Below are 17,190 nucleotides of genomic sequence, written 5' to 3' on the forward strand. Positions count from 1 at the left end.
CCTTTCCCTCCCATCAAAGCAGTTCCTTCTGCTTCTGTATTTGTCCGAGTTCCTCTTTGTTTCCCTGCAGATACCTGCAGTATCTCTGTACCCCGTCTTCAAATCTCAGGATATCTCCCCTGTATACTTTCCGAATTCTGGCATTGTCAAGAATAACACGCCTGACATCCACGCTTCTTGGTTCATTATACACTGTTTCGACGGATTTATCCATATCCGCCAAAATCTTCAGCACCTGATTTTGACTGAGGCCTCTTCCTGAACTGATATGAAACAGTTCCTCTTCTCCTTCATAGTCGATCAATGCCTCCAGCATCCGGCTGACGTCCTCTATATAGATATAATCCCTGATATTTTCTCCGTCTCCCCATATTTCTAATGGTTCCTGCAGGATCGCTTTCTTCACTGCCGCATCTACAAATCCCACGCCCTTTTCATAATCCTGACCGGGTCCAAACGGATTGGAAATCCTGGCGATCCGCATCTTTCTGTGAAACTGTCTGTTGAAAGTGCGGATCACATTTTCGCAGCACAGTTTCATACAGCCATAATGACTGATCGGTGCAGGCATCTCCGATTCGTTGATCGGCTGACATTTTACATCTCCGTATATCGCTCCTCCGGAGGAAATAAAGATCATGCCGGTTTCCTGTCTCATCAGCATATCACAGAGTGTGACCGTCTGTAAAAAATCCCTGCTGTATCCATGCATGTATGTTTCATTGGAATTTCCCGGATTGATGGTTCCCATAGCATGAATCACCAGATCCATCCCTTTCAGTGCCCGCCTTAAAGCGTCATCGTCAAAAAAATCTCCTTCGATTCCGGTAATTCCGTCGGTCTTACTTTTTTTTTGCTTCGTTACATCCAGCGTATATATTTTCAGGTCACTTCTTTTTGCCAGATGCCTTGCCAGATTCCCACCTATAAATCCGTTCCCGCCTATGATCAGTATCTTTCTAATCTTTGTCATCCTCTATTCCTTTTACGAGCATCGTCTGCACTTTGTCTATCGCTTCTTCCCAGGAAGTTCCCTGTGCAAACAAAAATCCGGCTTCTCTGATCGCCGCCAGCTCTTCCTTATGCGTGAGATAATACTCCATGCGCTTTGCAATTTCTTCTACGTCAAATTCCACCAAAACAGAGTTTTCTTCATTGAGAAGCCAGGTACTGTTGTCTCCCTTCGAGCAGACTGCCACAGATCCGGACGCCATGATCTCCAGAGGCAGAAGAGACAGATTGGTGTGAGACAGCACCAGACACAGATCACAGTCTGCATAGACGTCTGAGAGATGTCTCGTGTCCAGAATCCCCAGATCCGTATATGGGAAAGGAATGTCTATCTCTTTTACATCCCATCCTGCAAGCACCACTTCCGTATCCGGCAGTCTCTTCAAAAGTCTGGCAATGGCTAGGATCCCCAGTTCAAAATCCCTCCGCGGCGTAACCGGCCTGGCATAGAAGAATATCCTGTTTTTCCGATGCGTTTTGTGCCCTCTGCGATACACTTCCCTGTCATAAGAAAACCGATAGCTGTCTCCTCTCATTCCAAATTCATTCCACAATTTCCCCTTCAGCCAGTCTCCCGCAAAGATCCCGCGAAATCCAAATTGATAGGTTCGTTTTGCCATTTCAAATTCGCTGCCCCGGGCATAAAAATAAGGTTCATAATCCTGTACAAAGTAAAATTTTGAAATGGTATTGTGAAACCTTCTGAGACAATAGGCTGTATCCCAGGATGTGGCTATCGTGCCATGGGCAAAAGTCATACTCCTTACATCCTGATAGATCTCCGCTCTTGCATCCAGACCGGGGAACTTTTCCCGCAAAAATCTCCGGATCTCCCAGTCGTCTTTGAATTTTTCCGACCGGTAGAGGTAGATTCTGCTGTGAAATCCCCGCTCCTCCAGACCTGAGATAAACCGAAAAATATTGATATGCCCTCCGGAACCCTCTCCCATGTCCGGGATGATCCAGTTTAACAGCATGACAGGACTGTCCGCCATCTCATTATACATCTTTTCATCTAATTTTTCTTCTGTTTTTTCTATAATGAATCCATAATGCCTGACAAAGTCGATTTTGGTCTGTTTTTTTTTCAAATCCGCTGCCCTTCTCTTCCCATCCTGTGTTTTTCCCAGTCTTCCCGGATCCCCTGCTCAAGGATCTGCGCCACCTTCTTTGCTTCTTTTTCCCAGGACGTTCCCTTTGCAAATGTGATTCCGGCCTCTCTGATCTGATGCCGTTCTTTTTCATGGGTCAGGTAGTATTCCATCTTTCCCGCTATCTCTGCAGGATCATATCCTACAAGAACGGCATTGGCATCATTCAGCAGCCACGTGGCATTTTCTCCCCGGGAAGACACTACCACAGAACCGGATGCCATGATTTCCAGAGGCAAAAGAGATAGATTCGTATCAGAAAGTACCAGACACAGGTCACAATTGCTAAATATCTTTGACAATTTCCGAACATCCACAATTTTGAGATTCTGATGGCGAAAGGGAATCTCCACTCCCGTCAGATCCCACCCCGCAAATACCACTTCCACCTGCGGCATCCTTCTGGTCAACTCATAAAGCGCCAGAAATCCTATTTCAAAGCATCGGCGCGGCGTGGTCGGCCTGGCATAGAAAAAAACCCGTTTTCTTTTTCCTTTTTTTTCTCCCACCTTGTACAGGTTCTTGTCATAGGAAAATCTAAAGCTGCTGCAGACCATCCCATGCTCCGCTTCCAGCTTTTCTTTCAGCCAGTCTCCTGCAGTGATTCCTCTGAACCCAAAATCATAAGTCTGTTTTGCCAGCTGATACTGAGAGCCCAGGGGGTAGAAGTAAGGTTCATAGTCCTGCACAAAATAAAATTTTGAAATCGTGTTCTGAAAGCGCCGCACATAATAGGCCGTTTCCCAGGATGTTGCAATAGTGGCATGGGCAAATCCCGCATATTTTGTGCTCCAAAAAGCTTCCACCCTGCTGTCCAGCATAGGGAATTTATCTTTCAGATAATTACGCACCATCGTATTATCAAAATAAAAAGAAGACTGGAACAGATACAGCCTGCTGTGAAACCCTCCATCCTCCAGCAGGGAGATAAACCGGAAGATATTGATATGTCCTCCTCCGCCTTCTCCCATATCCGGAATGATCCAGTTCAACAGCTTCCTCTTTCCGTCTCCCAGCTTCCTGCAGGCTTTTCTGTCAAGCAAAACTTCTGTTTCTTCCAGAAGAAATCTGTAAGGCTGAATCATCTTCAGCTTCTGCTTTTTTAAATGGAGTTTTTCAAAAATTCCCTCCACGCCTCTCCGTCTGATAAATCTGATCCCTCTTCGTATGATATGTATATCCATCTTTTTTCTGTCTATGCCTTTCTCTGCCTGTACTGCTGGGACAGTTTTTCATCCAGGTATTTCTGTTTTTGGGGAGAATAGGTATGATACCTGCTCCCTTTATATCCCCCGTAATATCTTGCATAATTTCTCCGGATCGAATACATCATCCATTTTATTTTTTCTTTTCTGCTGATGGACAGACCTCTCAGATAGCCTGCATCCATCCGCACATGGCGCACCCAGCGGGGAAACAGGCCGATCCAGGAATCTGAAATCTCATATCCATGCAGCTGATACAATCCTTTGTGTTCGTCGTAATACCTCTGATAAAAAGTCCTGCTGTCATAATTATGGGAATGGTAGACTGCCGCAAAGGGGCAATATACTTTTTTGTATCCTGCCTCGATCCTCTCTTTCATCCAGATCTGATCTTCTGCAAACTCTACCTCCTTGTAAGGATGCTGCTCCCAGACACTCCGTCGCAGGCATGCATTGTTATCTGAAAAAAATGCAAGCATATGCCGGTATCCTTCTTCCTGGGCATAACGTTTCGGATCCTCCAGAAAATAGACGGTATCTTCTCTGCCGAAATTATCGAAATGCAAGGCGAGATCCCTCACATCAAAAATATTGCATCCCGGATAAGGCAGATGCTTCCCAAACCCTCCTGCAATGTCCGGATCCTTCTCCATGGCGCAGATCAGATTCTGAAGCCAGAAAGTATCTGCCGGAAGCGCATCCTGGGTCAAAAACACAATATATGTTCCACTCCCTTTGGACGCTCCGAAGTTCCGTGTTTTTCCGTGTCCGAATTCTTCCGGCAAAATTTGATAGAGTCTGCAGGGATATTTCCGGATGATGGGAATCGTCTCGTCTCCGGATCCGGAATCCACACAGATCACTTCATAGGAATACTGTGTTTCCTGACGAAACACCATATCCAGCACCCGATCCAGATACTCTTCTCCGTTTTTGGTAGGGATCACAATTGATACATCCATTTCTCCCCTGTCCATCCTCTCTGCTATCCTGTCCGTCGGACTGTTCCCATTTCCCCCTCCATGACGATGGCTGGAAATGTCCGCCACTGCAAACCAGCAGTATCGTCTGATACTGCTGATACAACTTCTCCGATTATACCATTCTTCTTTTTAAATGGCAAGAATCCTGCATTACCGCTCTGAAAGTGTCTATGTATGTTGCCAGATTGGAGGTGCCTGTTCTTCAAGACATAGGAATGTCTTTAAAACTGGTTTTTCCATGTCTCGATCTCACGGATCGGAATCCGGATCTCTGTCTTCTTTTCGCCTCTGATCCAGTCCTCCAGTTTTTCTTCCATCTCCGCTCTCTCCAGAATAGGAAGCCCTGTATCTGCTGCGATCGCCCGCGCTCTGTTATCCACGCCAATCACCAGAGATCTTTTTTGGAAATTAAGACTTCGGATTCCGGCATGCAGTCTGGTGCCGACGTAATCTGTCTCTTCCTTGCTCAGCACCTCATCCAGCTTCTCCAGAGAAGGCGGAATGATCTGAACTCCCTCCAGATCGATCATTTCCCGGAGATATTCGTAGTCTTTTTGTCCCTGTATCCAGATATGTACCCGCTTGTAGCATTTCTTCAGAAGCTCCAGCATATACCGGTCCTTCTCTGTACATTTCATATAATCTGTCACTGTGGTGACCACCTGCTCTGCCTTCCCTGCCGGAATTCCTGCACAATGTTCCTTTGTCAGTCTCCACATGGTGGGACAGCCTGTATTCAACACATTTCGGATCCCGATCTCTTCCAGACGCCTCTTCGTCTCTTCGTCTCTCACAGAATGCAGATACTTTGTATGCAGCATGTACCGAAGAAGCTTCTTCGTATATGCACTCATAGGCCGCTCTATTCCCAGTTGCTGCATCCCTACTCCCAAGAGGCAGATATGCTTATAATTTTTTATATCCTTTGGAAGCGCCCACTGTCTGGATTCCTCCATCTGTGTGTATATCAGATTGGTCCCGCAAAGGATCTTCACATAATTTTCTATCGCCTCTGCAGCCGGATCATAAATATGAGTGGGAACATGCCGGAAAGTTCGTCCTGAAAACACTTCTTTGCAGACCTTTCCACAATAATCCATAATGATCTCGTCTCCCACATTATCAGATCCGATGGCTGTATCCAGTAGCACGATCTCTTTTTTATCCGTTTTTCTTTTTCGGAAGCGGTCTGCAGAAACTGCCTGCATCAGTTCTTTCTGTCTTTCTTCCAGTTCCTTCCCCTTTAGCTGGCACTGGTAAAAATGTTGCTCCTTTTCCCATTGATATAGATCAAGAAAAGGCTTTATCCGCATTTCCCGTTCTGAAAGCTCTGCCAGAAAATCAACATAGCTGTCAAAATCCAGGTTCTCAACATACGCCTTTGCTTTTGGGAGGATCTCATCTCTCAGTTCTTTATCTAAGAGCAGACGTTCTGTCTGGCTCACAAACCGTTCCAGATCCAGGTTCTCGATCAGAATCCCTCTCCCTTCTTCCAGCATCACCTGGATCCCTCCGGTACCGCAAAATCCGACCACCGGTATCCGGTTGTCCATAGCCTCCAGAATCGTTGAAGGGAACGGATCCTCCCGGGACATGCCCCAAAAAGCTTCCGCATGTTCCAGTACAGTCCGATACAGACCCTCCTCCTGGATAAAAGGGATAAAATGGATTCTGTCCGTATGTCCGCTTCTTGCCACCTGATCCAGCATCCAGCACTTCAGTTCTTCATTATGAAAGTCTCCCGTCCAGACAAAATGTATCTCTTCTTCCTTGTGCCGGTTCAAAAACATGGTTGCCGCGCTGATAAACAGATCTACCCCTTTTCGAAGTTCACAGCTTCCCGAGCTCATGATGATCCTGGCATCTTCCCGAAGTCCCAGCTGTTTCAGACTTCCCTCCGCCGTTTTTTTTCCTCGTTTGAGATACACGCCCTGGGGTCTTACCAAACAGGTTCCCTTTGTTTTCGGAAACAGCTTTCGAAAATCTTCTTTTACAAACGAATTGGGAAATACAATGTAGTCTGCATATTTTTCAACATGTTTCCCGTCCGGTACAAATCCATAGAATGCAATGCTCGTTTTCATCTCATGGATCAGGGAAATGATCTTCATCCCATAGTCTTTCAGAAGCTCTACGTAGGCTCCCGCCACAATGGTATTGGCGATCACAGTCCGGTAGCCGTGCTTCGCCAGCACCCTGGCCACCTTCTTAGAAAAGGAATGTTTCTTTGCCTCACTTTCTGAAGGCTCCTTCTCGTTCAGACTGATATAACCAAATTCCTCTCCTTCTGAGCCCTCCAGTGTGATTACCGGGATTTCTGCCGCTTCATATTTCCTTTCCAGAAAACCATTTCCTTCACGTCCTGCCAGAACGACAACGGCCCATCCTTTTCTTTTCAGACCTTCCGCAATATTGTAAGCCAGGATCGGTGCTCCCGTTTTGGAAAGATCGCGGGTAAGAACCACTATTTTTTTCTGCCCATCTCTTCCCCTGATCCTCTCTCCCAGAGTGTTCTCAATGGTATCCTCTTCTCGTAAAGGACACACGACAAAGCTCTTCATTTCACATTTCCCCGGTGTTTCCGCCGGATCTATCCGAACCTCACAGACAGAAAAACCAAGCCGGATCTCTCTGGTGATCTTTCCGTATTTGGAAACTTCCATCCTGCATGTATTGCTCTCAGAAAAGGGTTCTCCTTCTTTTCTGTAGTAAACGGTCATGTGCTGCCTGGAAGTATCTGCCTCTCCTACTTCGCAGGAGAATCGGAACCCCTGCACCGGTTCTTTAAATCTTATATAAATCTGAGGATCCTGGTCTTTGTAAACCCAGATATTCTCCCGAACCTCTATTCCTGCCGTCCCTACGACCTGTCCTCCCAAAATCTCGCAGCCGTTCATTCTTTCCTCCATGCTATCTCCCTCTCGTTTCACTTTTTGTCTGCTACCTTGTAGCCGTTCTCACATCCCTGTTTTTATTATAAAAAAAAGATGGAAAACATTCCACCTTTTTTCCTGTTTATTTAAACAATTTGTACAGCCATCTCATGAATACTGCAATGTAGATCAAAAAGCTTGCCGTTACCACAAATGTTTCCAGGTCAAACCGATGGGTAACCGTCCGAAACAGACCTATTCCGTCTATTTCGTCACCCTCATAAAAAAGTTCTGCCGCCTCAGACCCGCCTGGTGTGTAAAAGAGCCTTACATTTCCGTCGCCTCCCCTTTCTTTCAGAAAAACACTGAATTCATATTCCTTTCCCTTACAGCCTGTCACCTTCGGAAAACGAACCGAAAAAAATTTCCCGACTTTCAAACGGCTCAGATCCGTTTCCCCTTTTACCACCTGCTTTCCGGAAGCTTTCTCCGTCAGTTGATAGGAAAGACGGATCTTTTTTCTGTCTATCTGATCATCTGCCGCTATTTTGAAGGCAATGGCATCCAGTTGGTCTTCTTCACATACAAACCGCTGGACCACCTCTTTCTTTTCCTCCAAAAAGATCCCCTGAAACAGACTGGCATCACAGTCCGTATCGTAAATCGATCTGTTTTTGTCTATGACAGCGTACACTCCCGCCAGACATAGCATGACCATTCCTATGATGATAATCCTTATTTTCGCTTTCATCCTACTCCCTCTGTCTATGAAGCACTATAAATCTTTGCAATACCCTTTGCTTCTCCAAACATTTTTAAACTTCCCTTCTCCAGCCATACAATCTTGTTGCACAGAGATTCTACCTGTTCGATACTGTGGGACACAAATAGAAGTGTTGTTCCCTTGCTCAGCATCTCTTTTATGCGGTTCTGACATTTTGTCTGAAAATGGAAATCTCCCACAGACAACACCTCATCTACAATCAGAATGTCCGGCGTTCCTATGGTGGCAATGGAAAAACCTAATCGGGACACCATCCCTGATGAAAAATTTTTGACCGGCGTATTCATAAAGTCGCGAAGCTCCGAAAAATCCACGATATCTTCGTAACACCTTTCCATTTCCTGCCGTGAATATCCCAGTAATGCTCCATTCAAAAACACATTTTCCTCTGCCGTCAGATCCATGTCAAAGCCGGCTCCCAATTCGATCAGGGGCGCCACCGAACCGCCCACTGTTACACTCCCTTTTGTGGGCTTCAGAACCCCTGCAATCACCTTCAGCATGGTACTTTTTCCGCTTCCGTTCAGCCCTACCAGTCCTACGGCATCCCCTCTGCTCACACTGAAGCTGACATCCTTCAGCGCCCAAAACTCATCGTATGATAATTGTCTTTTTATCGTCTTGATCACATATTCCTTGAAACTGTCGACTCTTTCCGATGCAAGGCTGAACTTCATGGATACCTGATCCACACGAACGATCTCCTGATTCTCCATCTTTTCTCTCCTATATCCTATACATTCAATATAAACTCATCCTGATTTTTATAGAACACATACAATCCCAACGCCAGCATAACCCCACATTCTACCATGGCGATCAGAATGGAACTAAGGCTGGGGATCGCATTGTACAGCATCACTCCCCGCAGCATCTGCAGGATGTTGGTGAGCGGATTCAGCATGACGATCGGATAAAGCCACTTTGGCAGGATGGAAAGCGGGTAGATCACCGGAGTCAGATACATCAGAGCTGTCACAAATACCGAATATAGGTGCATGATATCTCTGAATTTTACCGTAATGGCTGAAATCATCAGTCCTACTCCCAATGAAAACACAATAATGAAGAACAAAGGAATGGGCGCTAAAAACACCGTATAGTGCAGATCCACCTTTGTCGCAAGCATCACACAGATCAATGCCGTAAAAGAAGAAAGCAGGTTAATGGTACTGGAACACACCCTGGAAATCACAAACAGATATTTCGGTACATAGATCTTTCGGATCAATGCTCCGTTGCTTAGGATCGCCGACATAGAATTGGTGGTGGATTCTGAATAAAAATTGAATATCAATTGTCCGCTCAACAGGTATACCGGAAAGTACTCCACGTCAAATTTGAATAGATTGGAAAACACGACAGACAATACGATCATCATAAACAAGGGATTCAACAGCGTCCATAGTACCCCCAGTACCGACCTCCGATATTTGATCTTAATATCCCTTGCGATCAGTTCCCACAGCAAGGGGCGAAATTTTTTGAAATTTTGTATATAAGCTGACACAGCCCTTCCTCCAACTTTTTTAATGTGTCTTTTAACAATCCCGTACAGTATACCATCTGTTTCCTGATTAGGCAAGCCGGGCAAATGGAACGATTCGCCTACCGGTTTCTTTTGCTGTCTCGTCATCCGGTACGGCCTCCGCGTGTGTCTTTTTTATTTGCCGCCTTCCCCTTTGCCAACGGGCAGAGAACTCTTCCTTTCGGCTCCATACAGGCACAGCACATCTGCCTCAATCCGCTCCCATGCCCGTGCCTCGGCCGTGCGACGGCCGTTCTGATACAATACAGACTGCAGAGCCTCGTCTGTTCGGATTCTTTCGATCAGCGCTTTTGCCTGCCCTAACTCTCCCGCTTCGTACAACATGCAGTTTACCCCATCTTTTAGATACTCTGCATTCCCGCCATTGGGAACGGCCACCACATATCCGCCTGCCGCCATCATTTCTATGGGCGGATAGGAAAAACTTTCCAACAGGCTGGTCTTTAGCAAAATATCGCAGGCTTCATATATGGCAGGCACTTCATGGTAAGGTACCTTATGACAAAATCTGTCGATCCGATACCAGTCTTTCGGTCTCGCATTATAGGACATATACCAGACTTCATACATACTCTGATCCAACCCGTTCGTGATATGAAAGGCCTCGTCCACATTCTTATAGTCCACGGCACAATCCCCTTCCACCAGGATCCGTATTTTCCCTTTCATCTCCCGCCTGTGGCAGGTAAAGCGTTCAACCTCCAGACCATTCGGCGCATAAAAAGCCTCCTGTCCATATTTTTCTTTCAGCCATGACTGGCACCATTTTGATATGGTCAAAAAGCGAACGGAACCTGCCGGACGATAGAACCGATTTGCCTCCAGGCGTAGCGGATCTCCTTTTTTATAAAAATCTGTTTCAAAATTCTGGACGAGATAATACCGATGCAGGACTTTCGCATATTCTTCTGTTACCCCTACTGTCGTCCACATCGTTGCCACCATATGCTGAATTCTCGCCGAAATCTGTGTGTGCTCCAGACTGACTACCGGAAAGCTCCTTCCTTCAAACCGGCACCAGCCATTGTCTCCTTCCAAAACAAACAGCGTCACTTCCTTTCCTGCCTTTTGAAGCACAGCGGCATGTTTCAAAGCAACCTTGATCCCTCCGCTGATCTGCAGTCCCGGCAGAACAAATACATAATTATCGTTTTCTTCATTTTTCAGGATCTCCGCCAGGTACCCTCCCCTGTTTATCGTCGTATGCTTTTCCACACAATAACGGTATGCCTGTTCTCCCATTGCTTTTCTGTACGACTCATCTGTTATCAACCTTTCCAGAGCGCTTTCCCATTCCTCTTTGCTGCTGCATAATATTCCTGTCTTCTCATTTTCTATACAGTCATGGAACGCCCCAACATCGCTGGCAATGGTCGCCACCTTCACCAAGGCCGCTTCCACCCATTTATTTTCTGATTTTGCCCGATTAAATACCGTATCTTGCAAAGGAGCCAAATTCACATCCATCTGTCCCATAATAAAGGGAAGTTTTTTCCAGTCCATAAAGGGAAGCTTCCTTATTCTGCTTCGCAGCCCTTCCATCTGTTTAGGAAGATCCAGTTCTCCCGCCAGGTACAACTCTACCGCCGAATGACGTTTCATAATATCCAGGATCACCGGTCGGATCAGTTCAAAGTCTTCATTATGGGTAATGCTTCCGCTGAAATAGCCGATCTTCACTTTATCCCCGTCTTTTCTGCTATTTTCCAGAGCTTTTTGTGACAGTCTTACCATTTCCTCAGATGCAGCATTCCGATTGATATACACTCTGTCTGTATAGTCCTTCAGTTTTTCTGCCAGACAGTCCGTAGATACGATGGCAGCGTCGCAGTTTTTTAGCATTTTCTTCATCCGTCCTACATTCGCATCATAGGCCTCTTTCTCTTCCTGCTGCATTTCTCTGACATACGCTATAAGATCTGTGTATTTCGTATCCACCACCAAATCGTCTATATCGTAGAAAACTTTCTTGTTCAGCTCTCTTGCCGTTCCTACGAATTTTCCCAGTGTTTCCGTATATGGGCATCTGAACACAACAAACATCCTGTAATTTCGGATCTGCTCTGCTTCAAGATCCAGATAATACACCTCGTCCGTAGAATAATTGTACGCTTCCAGCTGTTCTCTTTGATGAGATACTCTGTACCTTCGCGGATGCGGAAGCTCTTCTTTACAGCCGCTGATAAACAAAATATCCTTATAAACATTCTCCGGCCTTTTCTGTTTTATGATCCGTTTTTTCAGATATTTTTTCGTCCTGGAAGCACATCCTTTGACACCTTCCTTTTTTAAAGAGTGATATGCTTTTTGTAAAATCGTTCCATGTATTTTCTGCATCTTCTTCCCCTTATAATTTGCCGAGTTGTTTTAAGAACGGATGGTAATACTCATCCTGCTTTGAAAGTTTCTCTTTCCAGATTTCTCCAAACTTTCCTTTTTGGCTCCAATGAGCGTACACCTGCTCTTTTCCTTCGTATTTCATCTGAGCGAAACAGGTCCATACATTCCAGTTGTTCTCTTCCCTTCCCCGCAGACACAGGTCTATATCCCCGTAATCTCCTGTTTCCGGACGGTACCCTGAAAATTCCAACATTTTTCGTCTAGATAGCATCATGCATAAAGAGGAAAGAAAAGTCGTATTCTTCACATGCTTCAGATTTGCTTCGTATCCTTCTTCGTTTTGGAGCCGCCCGACGTTTAAGACATGTATTCCGCTTTCTTTTTCCCCGTCCAGTACGCCTCCCGCAAAATAAATCCGTTGTTTTTTATGATTGATCTGCGGTCCCACCGCACATACATCCTGTCTTTGTGCAAACATAAGCAGTTCTTCTATCCAGTTATCCGTTTCCGGTATGCATCGGATGTTGCAATGGACAAAATACTCGCCCTTTGTCTGGGACGATACCCGGTTCAACCATTCATATCGGCCTTCTCTTGCTTTCTTTTCCACGCAAACAAACGAGACCATTTCAAAAAATTCTGTTATTTTTTCTATCGGATAGGGAACTGCGATCTCTAACGGTCTGTACTGTGTTTTTTTCAGGATTTTTTTTGTCTGATCTAAAAACAGCTGCTGTGATCCTTCCCCCCACAGGGCGATCATCACCAGCGGAGTTTCTTTTCTGACATAATCTACTTTGTAGATCGTCTGATATGGCAGATTGGAAGAAACGCTACCCGGTTCTTCCTGTCTGAAAAGCTGGTCAGAAATGGCACGCTTTGCTGCATCTACTGCATACTGCTTTACCGACAGATCCATTGATACAGATCCTCTGTGAACTCTCCAATAGTAAAGCAGCTTGGGAATGTGAGCGATCTTCTGCGCCTTCTCTGTGAGACGCAGTACCATGTCGTAATCCTGGCTTCCTTCACATTCCTGTCTGTATACCCGCTCCATTCCTTCTAAAAGTCTCTTCTGAAATACCACAAAATGGCAGATATAATTATGGGAACGCAGTTCATCTTTTCCGAACCCTGATTTGCACACAATATCTGTTGAATCGCCGATATTATCCCTGAATTTCAGCTCGTCTGTATAGATAAAGTCGGCTCCTCTCTGAATCTTGACTACCACCTCATAAAGGGCCGACGGGTGCAGCAGATCGTCATGATCCAACAGTCCGATATACTCCCCTGTAGAATGTTCGATACACCGATTGGTGTTGCCTACGATCCCCAGATTTTGTTCCAGTTTTCTATACCGGACCCTTCCATCCTGCTCCGCATATTCTTTACAGATTTTCCCTACGTACTCATGCTCTTCATCACTTCCATCCGCCAGGCATAATTCCCAGTTTTTATAAGTCTGGTTTTTTACCGACACCAGAAGTTCTTCCAGAAACCTTTGCGGGGTATTATACAGCGGAGTAATGATGCTGATGCGTGGTGAATTCGAAAAGGCATCCTCCCGCTGCACCTTTAGCATCTCCTCTGAACATATATGATAGCTCCTTACCTTTTCTAAAAAGCTTTTTTCTCGGGCTTTCTTGCCGATATAATAAATAGCAGTCCGCATAACTCCCTGCTGACGGATCAGCAGTCTGACTCTGTCTAATTTTCTGCGCAACATATCTCATCCCCATCCTTTTTATTTCCGTCCAGAAAGCAGACCAGCAGCATCACACGATACTGCTGTCTCTCCTTCGCACAATCTCCGTCTACCATTGTATCATCAGAAAATATCCTGTGCAATCCACATATTTCAGACTAGTTTTTCTTTGTCAGCAGCTGCTCTACGATTTCTTCCAGTGTTTTCGTCGTATAACGGCTCAATACTCTGGCATGGGCATTTTCCGCCAGTGTATCCCGCAGCTTTTCATCTTCTGTGAGCAGATCCAGTTTTTCCTGCCACTCTTCCAGGTTCCTGCAAAGATAACCTGTCTTTCCATCCTCTATTGCAGCCCCCAGTTCCAGATTGTAGGATGCAATCGTCGGAACTTTGACCAGTGCCGCCTCCATCCACTTGTTTTCTGATTTGCAGGCATGGAAAAAAGTGTCTTCCAGCGGCATCAGGTTGATGTCTACCCTCCCTATCAAATCGGGCAGCTTTTTCCAGGATACAAACGCAAAGGTCTCTATTCTGTCTCCAAATTTTTTAAACTCTTCCGGCAGTTCGATCTGACCTCCCACCATAAGATGAACATTCTCGTTCTTTTCCATAGCAGACAAAATGACCTGCTTCACGCTTTCAAAATCTTCATTATGGGTTTTGGAACCACTGAAATATCCCAGGCGTATTTTTCCGTCACGGCCGCCTTTTCTGTTGCTCAGAGAAATCGTTACCATTTCCATGCTGGCAACATTTCTGTTGATGACCACGGTTTTTCCCGGAAACGCTTCCTCTGTCGCCTGCTTTAACTGGTTCGTAGAAACAATATATCCGTCGCACAACGTCATTGTCCGGAAAATATCTCCGGAATATGTCTCAAATCCCACATAATCGGATCCTTCCAGAAAGTGCAGATCTTTTATGGCAGAATAATCAAAAATATAATCATCCATATCATAGTAGACTTTCAGACCCCTTCGATGCGCTCTGTCTATCAGCTTCCCTATTTCTCCATATTTGGAACTGCGATACACAACGACACTTGTATACCCCTCCAGGTCCTGCCTGGAAATCTCCCTAATCCCGATACAGTCCGAAGCAATTCCCCTCCAGATCAGCTGTTCCCGCAAATGATCCACTCTGTATCTGGAGGAAAAGGTAACTTCCTCTACAACAAACAGTACTTTCTGCTTCCGGTCAGGCTTTTCTAAAACTTCTCTGATCAGCGGCTCTTCTTTGACAGATTTAAGAACTGCCTGCGGCGAGATCTCAGGAATGATCAGTCCCTTTTCGTATTTCTTGATCCGTTCGGCAGGCGCTCCGATATCAAAACTCATAACAGGCATTCCCATCTGCATGATTTCTTCTGTCGTGTAGGAAAAGGTCTCCGGCCAAATGGATGGGATCAGGAAAATATCGATATCATTTTCCAGAATCAGCCTTGGAATGCTGTCTCTGGTGTAAGGACCTGTTTCCCTATAAACCGGGCTTTTTATCTTTCTGGAACTGCTTCCAATCAGAATGATCCGAATGTCCAGTCTGTTTCTTTCTATGATTTCCGCCAGTTCCCTGATCAGAGTCCGCCCCTTGTGTTTGGTCAGTACCCCCAGCAGGCCGATATTTAATGTCTTGCTGATTTTATGCTGCTTTTCCACTTTGGGGATGTAGGAGATCTGATGGGGACGCACTGCTATATTCTCCAGCCTTCCAAACGCCTTTTCTACGATCTGTCTGGAATCTTCGGAAAATACCGTCACTTCCTCACATGCTTTCAAAAAAGCTTTCCATTCTTTTCTCCAGCGGAACATCGTTCCATATTCCAGTGCCTGCAAAGATTCCGTATTTTTCAGACAGTTTTCACAGCGCTCCAACTCCGGGATCCTACAGTATTTTCCCGTATCATCCAGCAAGTTGATGGTTGGACATACAGAAAAGAAATCGTGCATCAACATTGTTATTCCTACATCATTCTGTTTCGAAAACTTTTTGATCTCCTCCAGAAAATCGTACAGCTCCGGATATGTAACTAATTCGTTGATCCAGATTTTCCTCACTGCAAGGTATTTCATGATACGAAATAGATCTTCTCTTGTTTTTACACGCAGTTCCACCTTATGTCCCTGACAGTCGTATCGTATCTTATAGGCTTCTTTCAAAAAATCAAATCTGACTGTGACAAATGCATTTCCTGCTTCCGCCGATTCCCTTCTTTTCCCTTCCAGGTAACTGGTGGCTCCGCCTCCCAGACTGTGATCAAATGCCAGGATCGTCCTGCCGCAAGCTTCATGACGCAACAGCAGATTCAGCTTGATAAACTCTCTGACTTCCCTGTTCGGATCCAGACTGCAGAATCTGGAAACATCCTTGTTGTAGTACGGGTGTTTTTTTAATAAGATCTCCCCGTTTCTTTTCAGATATCGTTTTTTATCCTCACTGAGAAAGCTTCCTCCATGATTGTGAAATACAAACAGATTCTCTACCTGAACATTCTTGTAGCCTTGTTCTATCGCTCTTTGACACCAGTCGTTTTCTTCTCCATATCCTTTCCCAAAACTTTCTGCATCAAATCCTCCCACAGACTGCAGTGCATGCCGGCTCATCCCCATACAAAATCCCACTCCTGTAGGCATTTCCGTGTACTTTGGAGGAATCTTTATAAATTCCTCATCAATTTCCTCCACACTCCGGCCTAAAAACAGCGGGTTATCCTGTCCGAATTCCGGAAAACTACAGATCGTACCACAAGTAGTATATGGAGTGGCAGACGCCACCTTCTCGTCCTGGAGAATAGGCAGCATCAGCCTTTCCAGCCACAGGTTCGGAAGCTCTACATCCGTATTGACCAGAGCCACATGGTTCTCACATAGCGAAAGCCCTCTGTTTACCGTTTGAACAAATCCAAGATTTTCCTCATTCTGCAAAAAAACCACATGTTCTTTCTCTTTCGCGTAGGCAGCCAGAAATTCTGCTACTCTGCTGTCCGGACTTTTGTCATCAATCAAAATCAACCGGTATGTCATCCCGGTCAATGGGATCGTTTTTAAAAGCTTATCCAAAAATCGGTATCCATTATATACCGGAACGATAATATCTACCTTCTCCGACTGGAATTTTTCTGGAAACTGAAACTGGTAGCTTTGCTGCTGATCCAACAGATCTGCTATATTGATCGCTTCATCTGTCTTGTCTATCTCTGTTACCCGTCCCGGCATTCCTTCTCTCCGTTTTGATCCGCTCTTCAGCGTTCCCAGATATACTTTATACTGCTTTTCTCCTTTCGCATATGTGATCCACACCTGATATGCTTCAATATCCTCCACAAATGCCTGTGCATAGAATCCACATTTTTTGGCATTGTCCATACGGAATTCCTGATAGACATCTGTACGCTTCAGTCGATAATGTCCGTCTATCCGATGCTCTGTCTTTCCATCTCTTACGATCAGACCTACCTGCTTTAATTCCTGTTGCGGAGAAAAGATCCACCCCTTTACTGTCAGCACATCATTTTCATGCTCCAGCACATCTATTGCCGCCTTGATATGGAACAGTTTTTTTTGTATCCTCAATAACATTTGCTCTTTCT

11 protein-coding genes are annotated in these 17,190 nt (G+C 45.3%); all 11 read right to left on the bottom strand.

Annotated elements, in window-relative coordinates; translation table 11 throughout:
- Positions 1 to 13: 13 nt before the first annotated feature.
- The 11 genes from FYJ34_RS02060 to FYJ34_RS02110 all read right to left on the bottom strand — a co-directional run bounded on the left by FYJ34_RS02060 (position 14) and on the right by FYJ34_RS02110 (position 17,179).
- Entirely contained in the window at positions 14 to 973 is a 960-nt protein-coding gene (locus FYJ34_RS02060; RefSeq protein ID WP_154475825.1) for an NAD-dependent epimerase/dehydratase family protein, read from the bottom strand.
- On the bottom strand, positions 960 to 2,102 hold the full coding sequence (locus tag FYJ34_RS02065; RefSeq protein ID WP_154475827.1) for a glycosyltransferase family 4 protein: 1,143 nt from the start codon (positions 2,100 to 2,102) through the stop codon (positions 960 to 962). The genes FYJ34_RS02060 and FYJ34_RS02065 overlap by 14 nt, the downstream gene beginning before the upstream one ends.
- Positions 2,099 to 3,346, bottom strand: coding sequence for a rhamnosyltransferase WsaF family glycosyltransferase (locus tag FYJ34_RS02070; RefSeq protein WP_154475829.1), 1,248 nt, complete (start codon positions 3,344 to 3,346; stop codon positions 2,099 to 2,101). The genes FYJ34_RS02065 and FYJ34_RS02070 overlap by 4 nt, the downstream gene beginning before the upstream one ends.
- Positions 3,347 to 3,357: 11 nt before the next feature.
- On the bottom strand, positions 3,358 to 4,344 hold the full coding sequence (locus tag FYJ34_RS02075; protein WP_206671415.1) for a glycosyltransferase family 2 protein: 987 nt from the start codon (positions 4,342 to 4,344) through the stop codon (positions 3,358 to 3,360).
- A 227-nt stretch (positions 4,345 to 4,571) separates the two neighbouring features.
- Positions 4,572 to 7,259, bottom strand: a complete 2,688-nt coding sequence (locus tag FYJ34_RS02080; protein ID WP_154475831.1) for a polysaccharide pyruvyl transferase family protein — start codon at positions 7,257 to 7,259, stop codon at positions 4,572 to 4,574.
- A gap of 106 nt (positions 7,260 to 7,365) precedes the next feature.
- Positions 7,366 to 7,974: a hypothetical protein gene (locus FYJ34_RS02085; protein WP_154475833.1), complete on the bottom strand. Its 609-nt coding sequence runs from the start codon at positions 7,972 to 7,974 to the stop codon at positions 7,366 to 7,368.
- Positions 7,975 to 7,988: 14 nt separating this feature from the next.
- Positions 7,989 to 8,723 (bottom strand): ABC transporter ATP-binding protein, encoded by a 735-nt coding sequence (locus FYJ34_RS02090; protein WP_154475835.1) that lies wholly within the window; start codon positions 8,721 to 8,723, stop codon positions 7,989 to 7,991.
- Positions 8,724 to 8,740: 17 nt separating this feature from the next.
- Entirely contained in the window at positions 8,741 to 9,517 is a 777-nt protein-coding gene (locus tag FYJ34_RS02095) for an ABC transporter permease (protein ID WP_330582500.1), read from the bottom strand.
- A gap of 153 nt (positions 9,518 to 9,670) precedes the next feature.
- The gene (locus tag FYJ34_RS02100) at positions 9,671 to 11,893 is read right to left on the bottom strand and encodes a glycosyltransferase (RefSeq protein ID WP_154475839.1); all 2,223 of its coding nucleotides are present in this window, start codon (positions 11,891 to 11,893) and stop codon (positions 9,671 to 9,673) included.
- A gap of 10 nt (positions 11,894 to 11,903) precedes the next feature.
- Positions 11,904 to 13,625: a glycosyltransferase family 2 protein gene (locus FYJ34_RS02105; protein WP_154475841.1), complete on the bottom strand. Its 1,722-nt coding sequence runs from the start codon at positions 13,623 to 13,625 to the stop codon at positions 11,904 to 11,906.
- Positions 13,626 to 13,762: 137 nt separating this feature from the next.
- Complete coding sequence (locus FYJ34_RS02110) at positions 13,763 to 17,179, bottom strand: glycosyltransferase (RefSeq protein WP_154475843.1); 3,417 nt, start codon at positions 17,177 to 17,179, stop codon at positions 13,763 to 13,765.
- Positions 17,180 to 17,190: the final 11 nt, after the last annotated feature.

Origin of the sequence: Suipraeoptans intestinalis, from assembly GCF_009696485.1 — a bacterium.
In the GTDB taxonomy this organism is placed as follows: Bacteria; Bacillota; Clostridia; order Lachnospirales; family Lachnospiraceae; genus Suipraeoptans; species Suipraeoptans intestinalis.